Annotated in this window: 17 protein-coding genes and 1 tRNA gene; 15 read left to right on the forward strand and 3 right to left on the reverse strand. The window is 41.7% G+C overall.

Features of this window, described 5'->3' with window-relative positions; translation table 11 throughout:
- Nucleotides 1–384 precede the first annotated feature (384 nt).
- The 7 genes from topA to FGM00_RS01020 all read left to right on the forward strand — a co-directional run bounded on the left by topA (nt 385) and on the right by FGM00_RS01020 (nt 10,252).
- On the forward strand, nt 385–2,877 hold the full coding sequence (gene topA, locus FGM00_RS00990; protein WP_138851116.1) for a type I DNA topoisomerase: 2,493 nt from the start codon (nt 385–387) through the stop codon (nt 2,875–2,877).
- A gap of 93 nt (nt 2,878–2,970) precedes the next feature.
- Complete coding sequence (locus FGM00_RS00995; RefSeq protein WP_138851117.1) at nt 2,971–4,128, forward strand: formimidoylglutamase; 1,158 nt, start codon at nt 2,971–2,973, stop codon at nt 4,126–4,128.
- A 122-nt stretch (nt 4,129–4,250) separates the two neighbouring features.
- On the forward strand, nt 4,251–5,606 hold the full coding sequence (porK, locus tag FGM00_RS01000) for a T9SS ring complex lipoprotein PorK/GldK (RefSeq protein WP_138851118.1): 1,356 nt from the start codon (nt 4,251–4,253) through the stop codon (nt 5,604–5,606).
- Nucleotides 5,607–5,820: 214 nt separating this feature from the next.
- A complete protein-coding gene (gene porL / locus FGM00_RS01005; protein ID WP_138851119.1) occupies nt 5,821–6,474 on the forward strand; it encodes a type IX secretion system motor protein PorL/GldL in 654 nt (217 codons plus the stop codon).
- Between the two features lie 56 nt (nt 6,475–6,530).
- Nucleotides 6,531–8,099: a type IX secretion system motor protein PorM/GldM gene (porM, locus tag FGM00_RS01010; RefSeq protein ID WP_138851120.1), complete on the forward strand. Its 1,569-nt coding sequence runs from the start codon at nt 6,531–6,533 to the stop codon at nt 8,097–8,099.
- A gap of 56 nt (nt 8,100–8,155) precedes the next feature.
- Nucleotides 8,156–9,058: a type IX secretion system ring subunit PorN/GldN gene (gene porN / locus FGM00_RS01015; RefSeq protein WP_138851121.1), complete on the forward strand. Its 903-nt coding sequence runs from the start codon at nt 8,156–8,158 to the stop codon at nt 9,056–9,058.
- Between the two features lie 138 nt (nt 9,059–9,196).
- Nucleotides 9,197–10,252: an NAD(P)/FAD-dependent oxidoreductase gene (locus FGM00_RS01020; protein ID WP_138851122.1), complete on the forward strand. Its 1,056-nt coding sequence runs from the start codon at nt 9,197–9,199 to the stop codon at nt 10,250–10,252.
- On the opposite strand, the gene FGM00_RS01025 is transcribed toward FGM00_RS01020, so the two are convergent.
- On the reverse strand, nt 10,227–10,631 hold the full coding sequence (locus FGM00_RS01025) for a DUF983 domain-containing protein (protein ID WP_138851123.1): 405 nt from the start codon (nt 10,629–10,631) through the stop codon (nt 10,227–10,229). The genes FGM00_RS01020 and FGM00_RS01025 overlap by 26 nt on opposite strands.
- Before the next feature lie 267 nt (nt 10,632–10,898).
- Here FGM00_RS01025 and FGM00_RS01030 point away from each other — a divergent pair, with 267 nt between their 5' ends.
- Together FGM00_RS01030 and FGM00_RS01035 are read left to right on the forward strand one after the other, a co-directional pair.
- Nucleotides 10,899–12,815, forward strand: coding sequence for an ABC transporter ATP-binding protein (locus FGM00_RS01030; protein WP_138851124.1), 1,917 nt, complete (start codon nt 10,899–10,901; stop codon nt 12,813–12,815).
- Between the two features lie 176 nt (nt 12,816–12,991).
- Nucleotides 12,992–13,882, forward strand: coding sequence for a leucine-rich repeat domain-containing protein (locus FGM00_RS01035; protein ID WP_138851125.1), 891 nt, complete (start codon nt 12,992–12,994; stop codon nt 13,880–13,882).
- A gap of 126 nt (nt 13,883–14,008) precedes the next feature.
- Here the strand turns inward: FGM00_RS01035 and FGM00_RS01040 are convergent, their stop codons facing one another.
- Nucleotides 14,009–14,689: a head GIN domain-containing protein gene (locus FGM00_RS01040; RefSeq protein WP_138851126.1), complete on the reverse strand. Its 681-nt coding sequence runs from the start codon at nt 14,687–14,689 to the stop codon at nt 14,009–14,011.
- A 153-nt stretch (nt 14,690–14,842) separates the two neighbouring features.
- Between FGM00_RS01040 and FGM00_RS01045 the strand changes: the two genes are divergently transcribed.
- Both FGM00_RS01045 and FGM00_RS01050 read left to right on the forward strand, forming a co-directional pair.
- Entirely contained in the window at nt 14,843–15,811 is a 969-nt protein-coding gene (locus tag FGM00_RS01045; RefSeq protein WP_236262863.1) for a formylglycine-generating enzyme family protein, read from the forward strand.
- A 28-nt stretch (nt 15,812–15,839) separates the two neighbouring features.
- Nucleotides 15,840–16,382 (forward strand): YceI family protein, encoded by a 543-nt coding sequence (locus FGM00_RS01050; RefSeq protein ID WP_138851127.1) that lies wholly within the window; start codon nt 15,840–15,842, stop codon nt 16,380–16,382.
- Nucleotides 16,383–16,749: 367 nt separating this feature from the next.
- On the opposite strand, the gene FGM00_RS01055 is transcribed toward FGM00_RS01050, so the two are convergent.
- A tRNA-Arg gene (locus FGM00_RS01055) sits at nt 16,750–16,823 on the reverse strand.
- Between the two features lie 505 nt (nt 16,824–17,328).
- On the opposite strand from FGM00_RS01055, the gene FGM00_RS01060 reads away from it, so the two are divergent.
- From FGM00_RS01060 to FGM00_RS01075, 4 genes are all read left to right on the forward strand, one after another.
- The gene (locus FGM00_RS01060) at nt 17,329–18,690 is read left to right on the forward strand and encodes an exopolysaccharide biosynthesis polyprenyl glycosylphosphotransferase (protein ID WP_138851128.1); all 1,362 of its coding nucleotides are present in this window, start codon (nt 17,329–17,331) and stop codon (nt 18,688–18,690) included.
- 176 nt (nt 18,691–18,866) lie between these two features.
- Nucleotides 18,867–19,742: a polysaccharide biosynthesis/export family protein gene (locus tag FGM00_RS01065; protein WP_236262864.1), complete on the forward strand. Its 876-nt coding sequence runs from the start codon at nt 18,867–18,869 to the stop codon at nt 19,740–19,742.
- A 126-nt stretch (nt 19,743–19,868) separates the two neighbouring features.
- Nucleotides 19,869–20,630, forward strand: a complete 762-nt coding sequence (locus FGM00_RS01070) for a WecB/TagA/CpsF family glycosyltransferase (RefSeq protein ID WP_138851129.1) — start codon at nt 19,869–19,871, stop codon at nt 20,628–20,630.
- A gap of 35 nt (nt 20,631–20,665) precedes the next feature.
- Complete coding sequence (locus FGM00_RS01075; RefSeq protein WP_138851130.1) at nt 20,666–23,083, forward strand: GumC family protein; 2,418 nt, start codon at nt 20,666–20,668, stop codon at nt 23,081–23,083.
- Nucleotides 23,084–23,116 lie beyond the last annotated feature (33 nt).

Consider the following 23,116-nt stretch of genomic DNA (forward strand, 5'->3'; position numbering starts at 1 on the left):
GGTCAATTTGATTATTCTAAAAATAGCGAAGTCCTACCGTTTTTCAATCAATTGAAGATGTGAAAATCTCATAGAACGAGAAGCTTCTAGGCGACTGTTCGTTCTTTTTATCATATGGGCCGTATGATTGGTAGGAAACATCAATTTCAAAATATCATGAAGAAATGGAGAACAGGGGGGTAAATGAAAGGAATTTTTTTAGGATTAGAAAGCTACCCGGAAGACGCTCTAAAGGCCGTATTCCTATTCCAAAGGATCAATAAATTTGCATTGGCCCGATGCCGGATTCCTGGGCTCTGGGTCACCACATTTTAGAGTGTATATATATAAGGTATCGGTTAAAATTAAAAATTCACCTACTTTTGTTGCATCAAAAAAGCATATATGGCCAAGAATCTGGTAATAGTAGAGTCGCCTGCAAAGGCAAAAACGATTGAAAAATTCTTAGGGAAGGATTATAAGGTAGAGTCTAGTTTTGGACATATCGCCGATCTGCCTTCCAAAGAGTTGGGTGTTGATGTTGATAATGATTTTAGTCCAAAATATATTATCGATGACGATAAAAAGGCCTTGGTCAAAAAATTAAAGGACCTTGCTAAAAAAGCCGATACGATTTGGCTGGCGAGTGATGAAGACCGTGAGGGGGAGGCTATTTCATGGCATTTGTCGGAAACCTTGGGCCTTGAAAAGGATAAGACCAGACGTATTGTTTTTAATTCGATTACCAAAAACGCCATTCAGAAGGCGATTGCCAATCCACGGGAAATCAACTATGACCTTGTTAATGCGCAGCAGGCGAGAAGGGTATTGGATCGCTTGGTCGGCTATCAACTATCCCCGGTTTTGTGGAAAAAAATTAAACCGGGCCTTTCCGCAGGTAGGGTACAGTCGGTAGCGGTACGTTTGATCGTAGAACGGGAAAGGGATATCGAAGAATTTACCCCTGAGGCATCCTTTAAAATTTCCGCACAATTCAAAACCTCCTCGGGAGCTGTTTTCGCGGCCAAAGTGAACAAGACCTTTGCTTCGAAAGCCGAAGCCGAGGCTTTTCTTAAAAAGAATATTGATGCCGACTTTTCTGTCGGGAGCTTGGACAAAAAGCCGGCGAAGAAATCGCCTTCGGCCCCGTTTACCACATCAACCTTACAGCAGGAAGCGTCGCGTAAGCTTTATTTTTCCGTAGGCCGAACCATGCAGGTCGCCCAACGTTTGTATGAAGCCGGTTTGATTACTTATATGAGAACCGATAGCGTAAACCTTTCCGGTGAGGCGATAGCGGCTGCTAAAGAGGCCATTATCGAAAATTACGGCGAGAAATATCACACTGTACGAAATTTTAAAGGAAAGGCAAAAGGTGCCCAAGAGGCACATGAGGCCATTCGTCCGACCAACATGGCAATGCACTCGCCATCCTTGGAACGCGACCAGTCCAAACTATACGAATTGATTTGGAAAAGGGCGATCGCCTCTCAGATGAGCGACGCGCAATTAGAGCGCACCAACGTTAAGATTGCCGCCAATACCCATAAAGAGGAATTCTCGGCGAACGGGGAGGTCATCAAGTTCGATGGTTTTTTGAAGGTGTATATGGAAAGTAGCGATGAAGAGGATACCGCCGAAGAGCAGGAGGGCATGTTGCCGGCAATGAAAGTAGGTGAGAAGCTTGATAACAACCACATCACGGCTACAGAACGTTTTTCCAGACCTCCGTACCGGTTTACGGAAGCGTCTTTGGTAAAGAAACTGGAAGAACTTGGTATTGGAAGACCGTCTACCTACGCACCTACCATTTCCACCATTCAGAATAGGGGCTATGTCGAGAAAGGAACCGTTGAAGGCACCGAAAGAAAGTATGTGCAGTTGTTGCTTGAAGCCGACACCTTGAAAGAAGCGGAACTCAGCGAGATGGTCGGTTCTGATAAAGGAAAGCTGGTGCCTACGGATATCGGTATGATCGTGAACGATTTTCTGGTAAGCAATTTTGCGAATATATTGGATTACAACTTTACGGCGAACGTTGAAGAAAGTTTTGATGAGATTGCCGATGGTTCACAGGATTGGAAGAAAATGATGAAGGACTTTTACAAAGACTTTCATCCCAATGTGCTGGACGTAGAGGAAAATGCCGACCGTGCAAGCGGGGAACGGGTTTTGGGAAAAGACCCGAAAACAGGACGTCAGGTATCGGTACGGTTGGGCCGTTTCGGACCTATGGTGCAAATAGGAACGGTAGAGGAGGAAGAAAAGCCAAAGTTCGCTAGTCTGTTACCCGATCAATCGTTAAACACGATTACGTATGATGAGGCCATGGAACTGTTCACGCTCCCAAGAAAGTTGGGCGTCTATAAAGGTGAGGAGGTAGAGGCCAATGTCGGACGCTTCGGGCCCTATGTGCGTTATGGTAAAAAGTTCGTGTCCTTGGCGAAAGGGGAAAGCGCCTTTGATGTTGATATGGAGCGGGCAACGGAATTGATCAAAGAAAAGGAAAAAGCCGATGCGCCCATAACCGTATACGAGGGTAAGGACGTCACCAAAGGAACAGGTCGTTTCGGACCTTTTATCAAATGGGACGGCATGTTCATCAACGTGAACAAAAAATATGACTTCGATAATCTTTCACAAGATGATATCGTAGAACTTATCGAGGTAAAAAAGCAGAAAGAAATCGATAAGGTTGTACAGAACTGGGAGGATGAAGGCATCCGAATCGAAAAGGCGCGTTGGGGCAGGCACAATGTCATCAAAGGAAAGGTCAAGGTAGAATTGGCCAAAACCGTAGATGTAACCAAAATGACGCTGGAGCAGGCACAAACGTTGATCGAAAAGAAAACGCCTAAGAAAAAGGCAAAGGCAAAACCTAAGGCGAAGAAGAAATAGGCAATTGTTCCTGATAGCAGTTTTGTTGCATTTTGGAGTTCTGAGTTTTGAATTTGAATTTTGTTTTTCAAACCACAAACGTTTAACAATCCCATGGCATATGATTTTTTGGCGCCAGTATCCGATAGTGTTCTGGCGCATTGCGAATTACTTTCTCCACAGGCGCTGGGTAAGAACATTAGAATGCATAGCGCAAAAAAGGGCCTCCCCGATATGGCAAATTCTTCAGTTGCCCTACTAGGGGTAAAGGAATCCCGGAATGCATATGAAAAAAAAATGGAGAAACTCGATGTTTCGGCTATTCGTCAGCAATTGCACAAATTGATGATGGGCAATTGGGTTACGGGCATCATCGATCTAGGGGATATCGAAGAAGGGGAAACCGTTGAGGACACCTATTTCTTGGTCAAGGAAGTTGTTTCAGGGCTTTTGAAGCAAAATATTATCCCTATAATCATCGGGGCTACCCAGGATATTACTTATCCTGTATATCGAGCGTTCGACGGCGTGCATGATATGATCAATATCGTATCGGTCGACAGTCGTTTTGATTTTGGTATTGAAGATGAGCTGGTTTCCTCACACTCGTATATGAGCAAGATCATCACGGAGAAACCCAACAATCTCTTCAATTTTTCGAATATCGGGTATCAAAGCTATTTCAACGCCCAAGAGGAAATGGACTTGATGGACCGCTTATTTTTTGATGCCTATCGGTTGGGAGAGATTTCCAGCGATATTACTTTGGCCGAACCTGTATTGAGAAATGCGCATATGGTCAGTCTAGACGCTAGAGCTATTCGAGCGGCCGAAGTAGGGTATGCCAATGGGTTTTCGCCGAACGGTTTCGATGGAAAGGAGATTTGTGCCATCGCGCGTTATGCAGGCCTTAGCGAAAAAGTAATGGCATTCGGGTTGTATGAGATGGAGAATTCCAACCAAAGCGCACAACTTATGGCGCAGATTATCTGGTATTTCATCGAGGGACTCAATTTTAGAGTCATGGAGTCACCAACCAAGGATAATACGGACTACACGAAATATACGGTCCCTACCGAAACAGAGCAGTTGGTCTTCTTTAAAAGCCATCTTACCGAAAGATGGTGGGTAGAGGTGCCATCAATATTGACTTCACATACTAAAGTCCATCAACCCTCGTTATTACCCTGCACCAAAAAGGACTATTTGGAAGCTTGCGACCAAAACATTCCCGAGCGGTGGTATAAGGCCTATAAGAAAGGCTTTAACTAATTCAATTTTTTTTAAAAGGATTGTTAACTTCAATACAATAATTTGATCAAAACACAGTTTTAGAGTGTAGAAAAAATATTGTATTTGCAGTTTATAACCAGAATCGAAATTTAACCTAAAGTATGAAAAAGCTATTGTTATCATCTATAGCGTTTGTTTTTTTGCTCACGAGTTGTGGGTCCAAAACAAAAGGAGAGCTAGTCGGAGCCCAAGGAAAAAAGTGGTATCCGGAAAAACCTTATGGTATGGAACTGATCCCGCGGGGGGCTTTCATCATGGGTAAATCTGAAGAAGACCAAGCCAAGGTTCTCAACGCACCGACCAAAACCGTAACGGTACGCTCATTTTATATGGACGATACCGAAATCACCAACAGCGAATACCGTCAGTTTGTAGAATGGGTTCAGGATTCTATCGTTAGAACCAGATTGGCAGTACTTGCCGACGAACTGGGCCTGACCGAAGAAGATGGTGGTATCGGAGAATATGCGTTCAAGGATACCGATACGGCAAAAACTTCGGCATATCAAAAATATATGTTGGATAATTATATGGATTTCGATAATCGTCCTTTGAGCAGAGACCAGGATTTGGTTTGGGATATCAATGATTACCCCGACGAGTACTATGTTGAGGTGATGGATTCCTTATATATTCCTGAAGAAGAATCGTATAACGGACAGCGTACCGTAGACGTTACCAAACTGAAATACAAATACAGTTGGATGGACATCGAGGCTGCTGCAAGGTCTAAAACCGGCCGTAGAAAAGATTTTATCCGTAATGAGGAATTGGAAATCTATCCCGACACTACCGTTTGGATCCGTGATTTCGAATACTCGTACAACGAGCCCATGCACAACGATTACTTTTGGCACGATGCATATAGCGATTATCCAGTTGTCGGTGTGAATTGGAAGCAAGCACAGGCTTTTTGTAACTGGAGAACCAAGTTTAAAAACGATGACCAGAAAAGTCGAGGGAGGCAGTTCGTGAATAAATTTAGATTGCCTACGGAGGCTGAGTGGGAATATGCCGCTCGTGGTGGTATCGAAGGAGGTACTTACCCTTGGGGTGGTCCTTATGTGATCAGCGACACGGGTTGCTTTATGGCCAATTTTAAACCACAACGTGGTGATTACGCAGCCGATGCAGCATTGTATACAGTAGAAGCGAAGTCTTATGAGCCGAACGATTTTAACCTGTACAACATGGCGGGTAATGTTTCGGAATGGACAAACTCCAGCTACGATCCCAGTTCGTACGATTACGTTTCTACTATGAATCCTAACGGGGGTGATGGCGCCAACGCTAGAAAGGTCATCAGAGGCGGTTCCTGGAAAGATGTCGCGTACTTCCTACAAGTGAGTACGAGAGATTATGAATATGCAGATTCTGCCCGTAGTTATGTAGGTTTCCGAACCGTTCAGGATTATATGGGTGAAGAGGATTCGACAACAGGTAACAACGGTTTGTAAGAACTTAACGGAAAACCAGTACTGAATAAATCCATGTTTCTTGGTATTTGATTCCATAAAGTGGGAAACTACTTTTAGAAAGTCGAAAAAACCGATTGAAGAAACGTTAACGTATACAAAATAACACACATTAAATCCAAACATCCCTTTGGTTGGGGAAAAACGAAAACCAAATTTTATCATTAACATTAAACCTTAAATTAAATCTTAAATTATGGCACAGTCAAAATCAACAAAAAAATTATTCAACATGGCCTACGGCCTTGGTGCTTCGGTAGTAATTATCGGTGCATTGTTCAAAATTCTTCACTGGGAGTTAGGACCGCTTAATGGTGGTGTTCTTCTTGCGATAGGACTTATTACAGAGGCACTTATTTTTGCGATCAGTGCATTCGAACCAGTAGACGACGAGTACGATTGGTCTTTGGTATATCCTGAGTTGGCCGACGGCACGGCAAGTGGCAAAAAGAGCAACGAAGCTGCTGAAATCAAACAAGCTGAAGCTTCTTTATCCGCCAAGTTGGATGAGATGCTAAGAGAGGCCGGTGTAGACGCCAACTTGATGTCTAGCCTTGGTGACAGTATCAAGAACTTCGAAGGTGCCGCTAAAGGTATCGCTCCAACAGTCGATGCAATGGAATCTACGAAGAAATACTCTGAGGAAATGGTACATGCCGCTTCTCAAATGGAGTCTTTGAATAGCTTATACAAAGTACAGTTAGAGAGTGCAAGCAAGCAAGCTTCGGTTAACGAAGAAGTGGTACAGAACGCATCTGCCCTTAAAGATCAGATGGAGTCGTTGGCGACCAACCTATCTTCTTTGAACGGAGTGTATGGTGGAATGCTTTCTGCAATGTCTAAAAACTAATTAGTAGTTAGTTTATTACCCCAAATCAATTAACAATTAAAAACTAATTAGAAAACATGGCAGGAGGAAAACAAACACCACGTCAGAAGATGATTAACCTAATGTATCTGGTTTTCATCGCGATGTTGGCACTGAACATGAGTAAAGAAGTACTTTCGGCTTTCGGTCTGATGAACGAAAAGCTAGAGGCTTCCAATACAAAGACCGGAGAGGACAATATGGCGTTCTTTACGGGCTTGGAGACGAAAGCATCGGAAGATGCTACTAAATACGGGCCTTTGTTAGAGAAGGCGCAGGAAATCAAAGGATTGTCTGCAGCGTATTATACCTACTTAGATGAGTTGAAGGCCGATTTAAAAGGCCAAGTCGATGATCCAAAGGATTACATGACCATGGATCAAGCCGATTACACGAACCAATTGTTCTTCTCAGGAGACAACCTTTCCGAAAAAGGACAGGAATTCCTGAAAAAGCTTAACGATTACAGAACGTCAGTAGTAAAGGCGATACCTGCGAGTATGGCCGGTATCAAAGCTTCTGCCGAGAGTCGTTTTGAGACTGGAGACAAAGATGGTAAGGTAGAAAAATCCGATGGTACAAAGGCCGATTGGATGAACTATCACTTTGAAGGATATCCTTTAGTAGCGTCTATTACAAAGATCACTTCTTTGCAAGCGGACATCAAAGCTATCGAAGAGGCTGCCTTGAAGAATATGTTGGCCGGTGAATTGACAGAGCAGGTTTCTCTAAAGAACTTTGCTACCTCTTTGCAGGGAAGTAAGTCAGCTTATTACGCTGGTGAGAAGTATGATGGCAAGATCATCATTAGCAAGACCGATAATTCGTCTACCCCAGTTAGGGCAGAGTTGACCTTGGACGGTAGAAAATTGAGCGAAGGTTCCGATTATAAAATCGAGGCCGGTGGTATCAAAATGTTGATCGGTGCCGGTAGTCCTGGTGATCATACTGTTGCGGGAACCATGTATTTCCAGCAGGATGGTGAAGAGGTTCCTGTTGAGGTCAAGAATTCGTTCGCGGTAATTTCTAAACCGAATGCTGCTTTAATTGCCGCAGATAAGATGAACGTAGTGTATCGCGGTGTTGCGAACCCAATGTCTATCTCTATCCCTGGTATTCCGAATAACAAGGTTAGGGCATCTGCTCCCGGTCTTAAAGCCGTAAGTGGTAGTAAATATGTCATGAATCCTCAAAAAGGACGAACAGTTACGATTACTGCATCAGGTACGTTACCAGATGGTCAGGGTGTTTCTTCTAAGTCTGAATTCAGGATCAAGGATATTCCACGACCTGCAGGTTCTTTGAGCAAGCAAGCCGGTAGCATCAAGTTGCCACGTAAAAACGTTGAAATCGGTACCGTAGGTGCTGTATTGGAAGACTTCGATTTTGATTTGAACATGAAAGTTAGTGGGTTCAAATTCAAAGTACCGGGTCAGCCCACCGTAAGTGTTTCCGGTAGTAAGTTGGATGGTAGGGCCAAATCGGCGCTAAAACGTGCCAAGAGAGGTGACGCTGTCCAGATATTCGATATCAACGCTTACATCAGTAATAACAAGAGCTACAAGTTGAAGAAAGTATCTCCGGTTGTTATTGAGTTGACGAACTAATAATGAGTACAGACCGAACGGCATTAAGCCGTTCGGTTCTTTTAAATTTTTTTGAGATGAATTGGAAAAATGTTTTAGTAATCGGAGCAGTAGCCTTGTTGCCTGCTTCAATGATGGCTCAGGCCAACATTCTGAATGCCAAGAAACCAGAGGAAATCGGTAAAAAGACCGAAGCCCAAAAGGCCTTGGATAATGATGCTCCCTTAGAGTACGGTTATGTTGATGACAGGGATATTCTCTGGTCAAAGACCGTCTGGGAAGTAATAGATCTTGACGAACGTGTCAACTTTCCCCTATACTATCCTACCGATACGGTAGATATCGGGGCCGACAGACGTTCTTTATACGATGTTTTGATCAAGAACATCAAGAACGGTAAATTGGAAGATGTTTACGTAGACTCTTATTTTACCGAAAAAAGAAACTTCGGTGACCTATCGGCAACGCTTAGAGCTGTCGATACCCTTGAGTACGGTTATGAGCAGATCAACGCCGGTGAAGAGCTTTCTCCTGAATATATCACGGAAAGAGATCTTGGAGCTGCCGATGTCGAGGAGTACCGTATCAAAGGAATCTGGTATTTTGACAAGCGTCAAGGCGAATTGAAATATCGCTTGCTTGGGATTGCACCAGTTGCTCCCGACGTAAACTTTATAGACGATGAGTCTATGGATCCAGCCGATGCGAAAGTTGAATTATTCTGGGTATGGTACCCAGGGGCAAGACAGATTTTGCACGAAGCAAAGGTCTTCAATCAACGCAATTCAGCACAGCCCATCTCTTTCGATATGCTTTTGAACTCACGTAGGTTCAATGGTGTCATCTATCGGGAAGATAATGTGCATGGAGACCGAAAAGTCAACGATTACATTGCTGACAATGCATTGTTTCAACTACTTGAAGCCAAACGAATCAAGGAAGTTATCCGAGACAGAGAGCAAGATATGTGGGCGTATTAACACCCAAGAATATTCCAATTCAAAATAATAGAAGCCCTGACAGTAATGTTGGGGCTTTTTTTGTTCGTCTTTGCCAGAACCTCATTTGCTTCAAACAAGCAAGGCCTCGCAATGACTGCTAATAACTACCTTTGTGCTATGTTAGATTATCTAGTAGTTGGTTTAGGTCTTGCAGGCGTTTCTTTCTGCGAAACCCTGGAACGCAGCGGAAAGACCTTTACCGTTATTAATGATTCCTCACAGCAAGCCTCGAAAGTCGCTGGGGGAATGTTTAACCCGGTAATCTTAAAACGGTTTACCGGAGTATGGAATGCCGAAGAACAGCTTGCGGAGATGCTTCCGTTTTATAGCGCCTTGGAGAAGAAATTAGGGCTAGGGCTTATCGAAACCTTTGGGGTCATGCGCCGTTTTGCATCGGTCGAAGAGCAGAATGATTGGTTCTCGGCCGCGGATAAGAGCGCGTTGCAACCGTATCTATCTACCAAAATCCACCCGAATAAAAATCCAGCGATAAAGGCGCCATTTGGTTTTGGAGAAGTACTCGGTACGGGTAAAATAGATTGTGCCAAGCTATTGACCAGTTATAATAATCATCTCGAAAAGAATAACACGATTATCTCTGAAACCTTCGACTATGACGAATTGCAAGTAGTATCCGATAGTATAACCTACAAAGGATTGAGGGCCAAACAAATCGTTTTTGCCGAAGGGTATGGCATGCACCGCAATCCGTATTTCAATTATCTCCCATTGACGGGGACCAAAGGGGAGTACTTGATTATAAAAGCTCCGCAACTAAACGAATCAAATGCGATTAAGGCGTCCATTTTTGTGATTCCAGAGGGAAACGACCGCTACCGGATCGGCGCAACCTACAAATGGAAGGACAAAACGAATCAACCGACCGATGGTGCCAAAACAGAGTTGATCGATAAACTGGATGCCTTGGTAAGCTGTGATTATAAGGTTGTAAATCAATTGGCCGGGATACGCCCCACGGTAACCGATAGAAGGCCACTGGTCGGAAAGCATCCGAAATATACTAATATATATGTGTTGAACGGGTTTGGTTCCAGAGGGGTCATGATAGGGCCATGGGCCTCACGAAGGCTGCTGCATTTTATTGAGGAAGGAAAACCTTTGACTCCAGAGATGGATATCTCAAGATTTACGGCGAAGTATTATTCGAAATAGGTTTGGCGGCATCGGGGTCGTACTTGAAAAACAGGTTGATCCAAATATTCCGCGATAGTCTAATAATCACCGGCATAAAGGCGACCATAGTAATAACGATGGCTATAAATGAGGTGAAGAGCGAAGTGCCCATGATTAATTTTGAAATTACAAAGGCAGCGACTGCGAAGGCAATACCCACTGCATAGCTGACGTACATTGCACCGTAGAAAAAAGAGGGTTCGATTTTATACTTGGTACCGCAATGTGAACAACGTTCGTTCATTTTGAACAAATGCCCCGGTTTGTACGGGTTTTTTGAAACATACATACTTTCCAAATGGCATTTGGGGCAACTTCCGGTTAAAATGCTATATAATTTAGTTCCTTTTCGTAACATTCACTGCTTTTTTTTATTGTATACCTATCTTAATACACTTCCTTTCCTTTAATAGTCCAATGGCGAGGTTCGGACCTGCACGTCCATTAAGAGTGTAAGTTCAAGAGGAAAAACATACCTTTGCAACTTCTTTATGTAAAGGTACTGGTTTGCCTTTTTTTATCACACGATTTACTATAATATCAATTGATATAGTAATCGGAATATTCTGAATTTTTGAACCTTCATGTGAGGTGTAGACTAGAATCCGTTTTTGATTTATAAATTATGTTGAACGTCCATAATCTTTCCGTTGCTTTCGGTGGTGAATATCTTTTTGAGGAAATCTCATTCCGTTTGAACGGGGGTGACCGTGTGGGCCTTATCGGAAAGAACGGGGCGGGTAAATCCACCTTGTTGAAGCTGCTTGTAAAAGATATGCCGTTGGACACGGGGGTGATTGCCATGGAGAAGGACATCAAAATAGGTTTCCTTAGACAGGACATCGATTTTGAGCAGGGGCGAACGGTTTTGGAAGAGGCGTACCAGGCTTTTGAGGAAATCAAAAGGTTGGAGGCGAAGTTGGACCATATTAACCAGCAACTGGCCGAGCGAACCGACTATGAATCTGAAAGCTATAATCAGTTGATTATCGATTTGAGCGATATTACCCATCACTATGAGATTATCGGGGGGTATAATTACCAAGGGGAGACCGAGAAAATTTTACTGGGACTGGGTTTTAAACGGGAAGATTTCACTAAAAAAACGGACACCTTTTCCGGTGGATGGCGCATGCGTATCGAGCTGGCCAAGTTGCTCTTGCAAAGTAATGATGTACTACTCCTGGATGAGCCTACCAACCACTTGGATATCGAATCGATTATCTGGTTGGAACAATTTCTGAATTCCTTTCCGGGAGCGGTAATGATCGTTTCGCACGATAAGATGTTTTTGGACAATGTTACGAACCGTACCATTGAGATATCCTTGGGCAGAATATACGATTACAACAAGCCCTATACCGAATTCCTAAAACTTCGCGGTGAAATCAAGGAACAGCAGATGAACGCCCAAAAGAACCAGGATAGGGAGATACAGCAGGCGGAACGGTTGATTGAGAAATTCAGGGCGAAAAGCAGCAAAGCCTCCATGGCGCAATCGTTGATCAAGAAACTGGATAAGATGGACCGCATAGAGGTCGATGAAGACGACAATGCGGTAATGAACGTTCGTTTTCCGGTATCGATTACGCCGGGGAAGGTGGTGGCGGAAATCGAAGGCCTTTCTAAAAGTTACGGCGACAATCATGTTTTGAGCGATATCGATTTGCTTTTGGAAAGGGATAGTAAAACGGCCTTTGTCGGTCAGAATGGGCAGGGGAAATCCACTTTGGCAAAAATTATGGTAGGGGAAATCGACCATAAGGGCAAAGTAAAGCTGGGCCACAATGTCCAGATCGGATATTTTGCCCAAAACCAAGCAGAATACCTTGATGGTAATAAAACGGTGCTCGACACGATGATCGATGCCGCGAATGAAAAAAATAGGAGCAAGGTACGCGATATACTGGGTTCGTTTCTCTTTCGGGGCGATGAGGTCGAGAAATATGTAAAGGTACTATCAGGAGGCGAGCGCAACAGGCTGGCCTTGGCGAAAATGTTATTACAGCCCTTTAATGTTTTGGTGATGGATGAGCCGACCAATCACTTGGATATTAAATCAAAGAACGTGCTCAAGGAAGCCTTAAAGAATTTTGACGGAACGCTTATTTTGGTATCGCACGACAGGGATTTTCTTCAAGGCCTTACCAATAAGGTATACGAGTTTAAGGATAGAAAGATAAAAGCGTATTTGGGCGATATCGATTATTACTTGGAACAGCGAAAAGCACAAGATTTTAGGGCCATTGAAAAAAAGCAGCAACAGGCCAAGGTGGTTGCCAAAACAAAACAATCTACCAACGATTTTAAGGATCAGAAAAAAGTGAAATCCCTTAAAAATCAATTGAGTTCGGTCGAGTCCAAAATTTCGCAATTGGAAAAGGAAATCGCGAAAATAGACCACGAACTTTTAATGGAATATGACAAAACGATTGCCCAGCCCAACTTTTTTGAGACCTATCAACAAAAAAAATCAAGATTGGAAAGGTTGATGGAAAAGTGGGAAGAGATGTCCTCGGCACTCGAATCGGTTACCTCTTGACGAAAATAAGAGGTCTTCAAACTAGCTCACCACAAAAAACACCACTTTCACAACATATACGGGCGTTTCACCGATATTTTTTGTCCTTCGACCGAGTTTTAGCGTTATTTGTAGGGTGATTCCTCCCAATGTAGGATTTACCAAACCCTAAACCCGAATTAAAAATATCAAGACCTATGAAGAAGTTGTTTTCTACCCTTGTGTTAGTATTGTTAACGGTAACAACAATCCTTGCCGAAGTTCCCAAAAAAGAAAAAAAGGCACTTATCGAATTTTTTGAAAGTACCAATGGGGCAGCATGGACCCAGCCATGGGATTTAAGTACTCCGGTAGATACGTGGTACGGCGTCAAGGTATTTAACAACCACGTGGTCGAAATCAATTTATTTCGAAATAACCTTCAGGGAACCATTCCGGAGAGTATTTATAAGTTGAAGAACTTAAGGGTGCTCAATTTGGCCTTCAATGGTATAAAAGGGGTACTACCTAGCAAGATGATTAAACTTAAAAACCTGGAAGTCGTTAAGGTAGAAATGAATAAAATTAAGGGCGAGCTTCCAGAAAAGATGGGTAATATGGAAAGTTTGGTGGAATTTACCGCTTTCAATAATTTTTTGTCGGGAGCCATTCCTCAAAGTCTTGGTGCTATTCAGGGCTTGAGAATTTTGAATTTATCCAGTAATGATCTTGAAGGAACCATACCCGAATCGTTGGGGAATTTGGCAAGTCTAGAGAATTTGGGTCTTTTTGAGAATAAGTTGAATGGAGCTATTCCGCACGAAATAGGCAAGTTGTATAAATTAAAGGAGCTGGTGTTGGCGAATAATCAGTTGGGTGGCGATATCCCTGTTGAGTTCGGCCAATTGGCCAGTTTGAAGGTACTGCAGATTCAGAACAACAAGTTCGATTCATTCAAAAACCTGCAACTTATGGACACCCAGGACATGCTTGTACTCGACTTCGGCAATGGCGGGGAGAAAATCGACTTTAAGAAATTCGACTTTAGCAAAACCCGGATGGCCGATACAAAATTCGAGGATGGCGAAGAGGTAGACGATAAAAACTAAACCGCTACATCTCGAATACGCCGCGGTAGAATAAGATAGGTGTTCACAGTATCAGTGGATAGGATTGGAAATGTAGGAAAACGTTTTTCATCCCACTCGAGCATCGAGCATCTAACACCTAACACATCACTCAACAATAACGATCTTACCACCGAAGACCTTATCCCGTTCCACATCCTTGGGATTGCCATGAATATAGATGTAGCCGCCTGCTCGCACTTTGGCTTCCACATGATCTGAGGCCTTAACGTTGGCGCGACCCCCTGCATTGACGACGACTTTCGTTTTTTCGGTATTGAGTTTTTCGTTTTCGACCCTACCACCTGTATTCACCATCACCTCTTGGGTCGCACTGCTTCCGTTCAGAATGATTTCACTTCCCGATATCGATTTCACATACACATCGTCCAAAGCGATTTTTAGGTTGATCTTACCGCCTTCCTGGGCTTTGATTTCCACACGTTCCCCTTTTATGGTCTCGTCGGAGATAATCTTGGCATTCTCATTGGCATCTATCAATGTTAAAGGCTCGGAATAATATAGGGTGCCTTGGGCTTCATCACCATCCATAAAGTTATCGAACTCCATCTTTATCTTCAGAAGACCGTCCTTATTTGAAATATTTATCTCGTCCTGGTCGTCGCCCGTGATGACCAACTTATTCTCGGTGCCTTTGACCAGTTTCACCACAATGCGGTCGTAGGCTTTGACCATTGTAAAGGGTTCGAGCTCCTTCGTGGTAGCTTTTTGCGCAATACCGACGTAAGATATCACGGATGCGAATAAAATGGCTAGTATGTTTTTCATCAGAAATGTTTTAGTGTTCCAACATCTTTTGCAAAGGTCGTTCCAAAGGATATAATAATATCGCAAAGTAATTAAAATTCGATATTTTTAAAAAAAAATAGTCAAGTGGATAGCCGCGCTACAAATCGATATACAATACAAACCTTAAGAATTTTGGCCCTTTTTGTGGTATGGAGTACTTCTGGGCAGGAGACTGATTTGCGGAATGATGCTACTATCGATTCGACCATAAAAAGTTTTAGTGAACAGATACCTGAAACGGAAGTTCAATTTGACATGCTGCTAGTGCCCAAAGGGAATTTCGTAATGGGAAGCCCTGAGAACGAAATTGGCCGAAATCCCGATGAAGGACCTCAAAAAGAAGTAGTCGTAGATTCCTTTTATATGGGTAAATACGAAGTGACTTGGGAAATCTTTGAACTATTCTTCAAACAGAACAAACAGCTTTTCGCCAAATTGGATGATGACCGGGTCATTAAAATCGATGCGATTACAAGACCAAGCCCTCCATATGAAGATCCCTCTTACGGTATGGGGAAAGAAGGTTTTCCAGCCGTCAGTATGTCGGCCTACTCGGCCTTGGTCTTTTGTAAATGGTTGAGTACGGTTACCGGGAGATTTTATCGATTGCCCACCGAGGCCGAATGGGAATACGCCGCCCGTGCCGGAAGCACTACGCCCTACCATTTTGAAAACCCAGAAGATATAGACACCTATGCGGTTTATTACCAAAATGCCGAAGGCAAGTATGCAGCCGTTGGCAGTAAGGCTCCGAATGCGTGGGGATTATATGATATGCACGGGAATGTGGCCGAATGGACGTTGGACGAGTACAGAGCGGATAGCTACGCCGAAATGGAGCCGGACAACCCTTGGGTAACCCCGACCGTTATCCATCCTAGAGTGATACGGGGTGGTTCGTGGGATGACGATGCCGATGCCTTGCGTTCTGCCGCAAGACGAGGTTCTTCCCTTAAATTGCAAAAACGGGATCCTCAAATTCCTAAAAGCTTTTGGTGGTTCACCGACGCGAATTTTGTCGGATTTCGATTAGTGAGTCCCGCTAAACAGCCTTCTGTTGACGCCCAGAAAAAGTTTTGGCAAACGGTGTTGGACGAATAAGCGCGAATCGAACTAGCAGTACTATTCTATGAGGAATACGGTAAAAAATTTTCTTCTGGCCTTGTTTTTATGTTGTAGCTGGATGGTTACGGCACAGGAGTCCTATACACTGTCCGCTGAGAGTGTATTGACCATCTCCGGTACGTCTACCGTTCATGATTGGGAAGTGGCCGCCAATTCGTTTATGGGAAGCCTTACAGCTGACGGTGACCAGGTCAACGATCTGAAAATCGAGGTTCCAGTTGTCGGAATTAAAAGTGAACGAGGGCCTACGATGGATAATAAGATGTACGCTGCCTTAAAGGCCGAAGCACATCCGAGTGTTTATTTTTCAATGAAAGGGGTTACGGACCCTAACGCAATGCATGGTATGCTTACCATTGCTGGGGTCGAAAAAGAGGTGGAAATAGTGGTAAATATGCTTCAAGAGGAAGGAAAGATGAGTGTGTCGGGAGCACAGGACTTACGGTTGCAGGACTTTGGAATGGAGCCGCCTACCGCTATGTTCGGTCAGATAGTGGTGGGAGCGTCGGTAACCGTCAGTTTCGACTTGGCTTTTGTGAGGAATTAGTATTGTTCGCCTGATTATACTTATCACAGCAGAACTACCTAGCGGTGTTGCTAGGCGGCTCAATGGTGCAAATAGGAAACCGCGGGCCGGCGTCCTGGTTCTTCGTTTTCCTCCAAGATTCCGAAAAAGGTAGATTTTTTTTGTAAAACAAAGAACCACACCAAAAAAGGCGTGGTCTCATGCTTGTAGTAATCGCGACAGGATTACCTGCAGTGTTCCTAGGCGGCTCCCTTGTGAAAATGTAAAGCCCACCGGCTACCGCCGATGTTTTTTGTTTCACTCCAAGATCGGAAAGCTTGGGGCTTTCCATCTTTCCGTAAAACAGAAAATCCATCCGCCAAAGGGCGGATGGATTTTCTGCATTAAGTGATCGCAGCAGGATTCGAACCTGCGACCGTCTGCTTAGAAGGCAGATGCTCTATCCAGCTGAGCTATGCGACCAAAAAACATTTTTTCAAATGTGCGTGCGAAGGTACTAAAAATTCTAGATTGCAAAAGCCAAAAGTAAACTGAAATCATATATTGTTGACAATACAGCGATTTTTTTACTTTTTTGTGATTAGGGGTATTATTTAATTAAAAACTGACCATTTATTTTAACATGCACAACACAGTTGTACGTTATCTGGCTAAAAAAGTAGTTCAACTAATAAATCATTTCATCTTAAGACTGATTTTAATATTTGCATAGAATAATGTGAAGCTAAAAAACGTATCGGTAATACCTTTATACGTTTTTATGTAGACTATGTTCGTATAAATGTTAATTTTGTTAACGTATTAATATATTTTCCTTTACCCCCGAATCTTCAAACATAAACGCACTAAATTAAAAGACAAGAAATTTCTTGTTTTAAAGATTTTGGATTTAGCTCTTTTCCATCGCACTGATGGTAATTAAATGTGTCAAGGGTACTTTTGAAAGTAAAAGCGATTATTAGCTTCAATGAAAAGATTCAGGAATTCAGATTTAATTATTCCAATTTCCATTGTAATACATCTGAGTATTATAAATGGAATACTTTATATGCTTACCCGCGAAACATACTCGCACCTTTATCATATTCTATATTACAACTTTAGCTGGTTATTGATTTCTTATTTACTTCATTACTATCCGACGGAAAGGAATGAAAAATTTATGACACGGATTCATAAGCATTTGCAAGTGCTTTTCTTCTATTCGTTGGCGTATTTTGCCGGTTTCGGCTTTTTTGATATCCCAATAGGCTATCTCCCTTACCAGTCTTTTGTTTTCTTGCTCATAGCCCTCAGTATTACCTGGTATCGGGTAATGTTTTTCTGGCTTAGGGGCAAATATCGGATGGTTGGAGGTAATTCTGCCAAGCTAGTAGTTATTGGAAAGGACAGTAGCCTCTACAAGGTCCGTGACGTATTTGATCAGCCTAATTTAGGATATCGGTATCATGGTTATTTTGATGATTCGGATAATGATGAAGACGACAGGTATTATTTAGGAAAGGTAATCGATTGTTTTAAATACATTTTGGAGAACAATATCGACGAAATTTACTGTGTTGCTTCAAAATTCAATCACTTGGAATTGAAAAACCTCATTAATTTTGCCGATAATAATCTAATCAAGTTCAAAGTAATCCTCGATAATAAGGATATCTTTTCAAGAGCAATGTCTATCGAATCTTACGAGAACATTCCTGTTCTAAATTTAAGAAAAGTACCATTGGATACAGAGTACGCCCGAATCATGAAGCGTACGTTCGATATCGTCTTCTCTTCATTCGTAATCGTTGGCGTTCTTTCTTGGCTTACACCTTTGTTGTTTGTTTTAATTAAATTAGAATCTCCCGGTAAACTCTACTTCAAGCAAAAGCGGCACGGCTTAAAACGAAAGGTATTTTGGTGCTACAAGTTCAGGTCGATGACCACTAACAAGAATGCCGATAAACAGATGGCCACTAAAAATGATAATAGAATTACGAAAATCGGAAAATTCATGCGTAAAACTAGCATAGACGAGCTACCGCAGTTCTTTAATGTTTTTATGGGCGACATGAGTGTCGTTGGCCCAAGGCCGCATATGGAGCTTCAAACTTGGGACTATGAAATATCAGTGGATAAATATCTGGTCCGACATTTTGTAAAACCCGGGATTACCGGACTTGCCCAGATAAAAGGATATCGTGGTGAGATCGTGGAAAAGGCCGACATATTGAATAGAGTGCGTTTAGATATCTTCTATGTTGAGAAATGGAATCTTGGATTGGACTTGCTAATCTTGTTTCGAACGATTTACAATGTATTTAGTGGAGAGGACAAGGCGTATTAATTATATAGGAAATCATCTATCTAAGGTCAAACTAACGTATGTATCTTGCGGTAAATAAGCAAAAGAGCAAAGTTGAACGGTTTTTTTTGGGGTAAAGTCCCAAATCATTTACTTTTCCGAACATTATACCCTTTCAAGGTCAATAGCATTCATGACACAGAAACCATTAGGATAATATGAAATCAATTATAATCAAGAGGCTCTATCTCAATAAGAACCAGAACTACGCATTTAAGTTTTTAAAGGGAATGGTCGATGACAGACAAGACATAGAAAGATGTATTAAGCTCTTCGTTTTGGCAATAGCTGGCCTATTTTTCTTTACATCATGCGGTAGTGGACGGAATGCTATTTATTTTGATGAGCCAACGAATGTGGTTTTCGGAAAGAATAGCACTGACCTTGAACCTGTAATTCAGTTAAATGACTTGCTTAGTATTGTCGTAAGCAGTGTCAACCCCGATGCAGCTGATTTGTTCAACCCATCTCGGAACGGTACGGAGCAATCCTCGACAAATTCGGGAAACACGACAAGAGCCTCGGGATATTTGGTGGATCAAGACGGTTTTATCAATTTTCCGATACTGGGTAAAATAGAAGTTGCGGGCAGAACGAAAAAGGAGGTGAGGGATGAAATTACCAACCAACTGGTGGAGCAAAAATTGTTATTGGAACCCATTGTTGACATTCGTTATTTGAATTACAAGGTTTCGATCTTAGGTGAAGTCAAAAATCCATCGGTCTTAAACGTTCCGAGTGAAAAAATATCGCTTTTAGAAGCACTCGGAATGGCAGGAGACATAACTATTTATGGTCGAAGGGACAATGTTACATTGATTCGCGAGGAAGACGGGGTAAAACGAATACGTAAAATCGACTTGACTACGAACGAGATTTTCAGCTCGCCATATTATTATTTACAGTCGAACGATATTGTTTACGTACAACCTAACAAAGCAAAAGTTTCTAGTTCAACCGGCACCAAAGAATGGATTCCTGTTATTTTAAGTGCCATTTCGTTAGCTATAATTATAGCCATAAACGTGAAATAAACAATTTAACTACCAATCTGTATTGTTTGGTCATCGAGATCGTCAAATTATTGGATTGCTTAAAATTTTAATGTAGACGTTTAAAATCATTTGTATCAACAGAAATCACAACCTAATCTTCGCCCCATGAACAAAAGTCGCGTTTTAGAATGTTTGGGTTATCCTGTTTTTACCGACGAACTTGAGAGTTTGTTAACAAAAAATAAGGTACTTGTCAATACCATTAATCAATATTCATACTGTATCGCGCAACAAGACCCTGAGTTCGAAAAATCATTGAAAGGAAGTGAGGTTTTGCTTCCTGATGGAATTGGAATCGTACTTGCAGCCAAACTATTGAAAAAAAGGAGTATCAAAAAAATAGCAGGTGCCGATCTTCATTCTTTTCTGCTAAAAAAAATGGATGATGAATGTGGTTCTTGTTTTTATCTCGGAGCATCAATAGAAACATTAGAAAAAATAGAAGCGCGAATACATGCCGAATATCCCAATATAAAAGTTGGAAGTTATTCTCCCCCATATAAAAAAAAATTTACCGAACAGGATAATAGGGACATGCTTAAACAAGTAAATCAGTTTCGACCTCAGGTATTGTTCATTGGGATGACTGCTCCCAAGCAAGAAAAATGGGCATTTGCCCATAAATATGAACTTGACAGTAATATCATATGTTCAATTGGTGCAGTATTTGATTTTTATGCCGGCACTGTGAAGCGGCCTGGTAAAATATGGATTTCCTTAGGGCTAGAATGGTTAGGCCGTTTGATTAAAGAGCCCAAACGAATGTGGAAAAGATATATCTATTACGGGGCTATTTTTGGTTTTTATTTGGTCAAAGAAAAAATCAATAGTCTTTTCAAATTAGGTCGTTATAAATTCGCAAATTAACGCTGTTGGATGACCTGTTCTAAAAATATTACCTAATGTTAAGCAACGATACATACAGTAACCATAAAGATAATTTGTTCAGTATTTTAGCGGACAAGTTCGTGCCCTTCTGGCCTTTATTTTTAGGACTTTTTTTGTTAGGATTATTATCCGCTTGGACGTATTTGTTTTTATCGACTCCAACATATTCTGTCTCTGCTGCTTTAATCATAAATGATGAAAAGAAGGGGGTTGATGATTCTGAAATCATGGAGTCAATCAATGTCTTTACTTCTAAAAAAATTGTTGAGAATGAAGTCGAAGTGCTGCACTCTAAAGAATTGATCAATGAGGTGGTTTACGAGTTGAATTTATATACCCAAGTATTTGAAAAAGGTCTGTTTAAAAATACCCCTGTGTATGATACATCTCCAATTCATATAAGATTAAAAAGTCCTAATGATTCTAGATATTATCAAGATGACAATAAAACGAGTTTTGATTTTGACAGTGCGAAGAACCTTATACGAATCGACGATAAAAGTTACCCTATAGGCGAGTGGGTCGAAAATCCATTTGGTGGCGATCCTATCAAATTCATTAGAAATACCGCCTTCGAAGAATCATCCGATGACCAAAAATCCTATTATTTTACATTCATACACCCAAAACTAGTATCGGCCAGTATCTACAATAAGCTTTACGTTGGTTCATCAAGTAAACTATCTACCGTAGTTCGAATGACGTACGAAGATGCGAATACGACGCGGGGAGAAGATATCGTAAACCAACTTATTAAATCATACATACAGCAATCTACAAGGGAGCGTGACACACTAGCTTCGAACACACTGGCGTTCGTAGAGAATCGAATGGAACAGGTGGGCATTGAATTGAACGAAGTAGAGAAGGAGTTGGAAGTCTATAGATCATCAGAGGGTGTTGTTAATATCAGTAAGCAAGGAAGTCTCTATTTAGATAACGTGGGCAATTATGATAGAAGAATAGGGGACATTGAGTTACAGCTCGCAGTTCTACAAAAAGTGCAGAACTATGTGGTCTCCAAGAACAAAAGTTCCGGAATAGTTCCTTCTACCTTAGGTATAAACGACCCTATACTATCACAGCTTTTAGACCGTCTTTATAACGCTGAAATTGAATATGAGGAACTCCGCAAAACTACGGCCGAAAACAACCCTATTCTAGTTGCCGTTAAAAATAGAATCGATCAAATACGGCCTAGTATTTTAGAAAATGTAAACAGTCAAAAAGCAAACTTAAGAACAAGCCTTGCCAACTTGAACTCGTCTAGCGGAAAATACAATTCGGCCCTTCAATTACTGCCTGAGCAAGAAAGAAAATTGGTGGAAATTACGCGAAAGAAAAAAAACATATCTGAGCTTTATGATTTTCTAGCCCAAAAACGGGAAGAAACAGCACTTTCCTATGCGCCTACACAAGGTGATGCTAGAATTATAGAGGGGGCCGAAGCATCATTGAGACCGGTTAGTCCCAAAAAAACAGTTGTATACGCAATTGCACTTTTGCTCTCATTTGCAATCGGTATACTCATCGTGTCAGGTAAAGAATTAATTTCCTCCAAGGTTTTATTTCGTTCTGCAGTAGAGCGCTATTCCAAACTTCCAGTAATTGGGGAACTTGCATTTTTAGACCAAAATAGCACCGAATTATTAGTAAATGAACATAAAGATGTTTTCATACTAGATCAGTTTAGGCACCTTTTATCATCATTAGGCATATATCAGCGTTCATCAAGATTGAAGACGCTTATGGTAACTTCCAGCATTGCAGGTGAAGGTAAAAGTTACGTGAGTGCCAATCTTGCGCAGACCTTAGCATTTTCTGGCAAAAGGGTAGCGCTCGTAGATATGGATTTGAGAAACGCCTCCCTTACTACCATTTTCAATTTAGAAGAGGAAGAGGGGGTGAGTGATTTCTTATCCAATAAAGCCGTTATGAATACTATAGTTCATAAGTCTGACTGTGAAGAATTGTACATTCTACCATGTGGCGAAAAAACATTCGCATCCTCCGAACTTTTGGCCAGTAAAAAACTTGAAGAACTTTTTGAAACGTTATATGACACTTTCGATTATGTCGTTGTTGATACGCCACCTATATCTATGGTTTCCGATGCCGCTATCATCAATGAGTTCGGTGACAAAACACTGATAGTGGTAAGACACGGCTATACTCCTAAACACGTTGCGAAGCGTATTGATGAAAACCTAAACAATAAAAATTTTAAAAATTGCAATATTGTATTCAATGCGGTAAAGCAGAGAGGTGTCGCAACTGAGAATTATGGTTACGGCCATGGATATGGGTACGACCTCGTGAAACCTCAAAAATCGGATACCTTCTTAAATGGAATAATCGATTTCTTTAAACTAAGGCCTACCCTAGAGGCTCTAAAAAAATTGGCGCATGTGATTCAATTTACTAGAAAGTAGTTGCTATTATACGGATCTTATGCTTCAATATAT

This window comes from Aggregatimonas sangjinii (assembly GCF_005943945.1).
GTDB lineage: Bacteria > Bacteroidota > Bacteroidia > Flavobacteriales > Flavobacteriaceae > Pelagihabitans > Pelagihabitans sangjinii.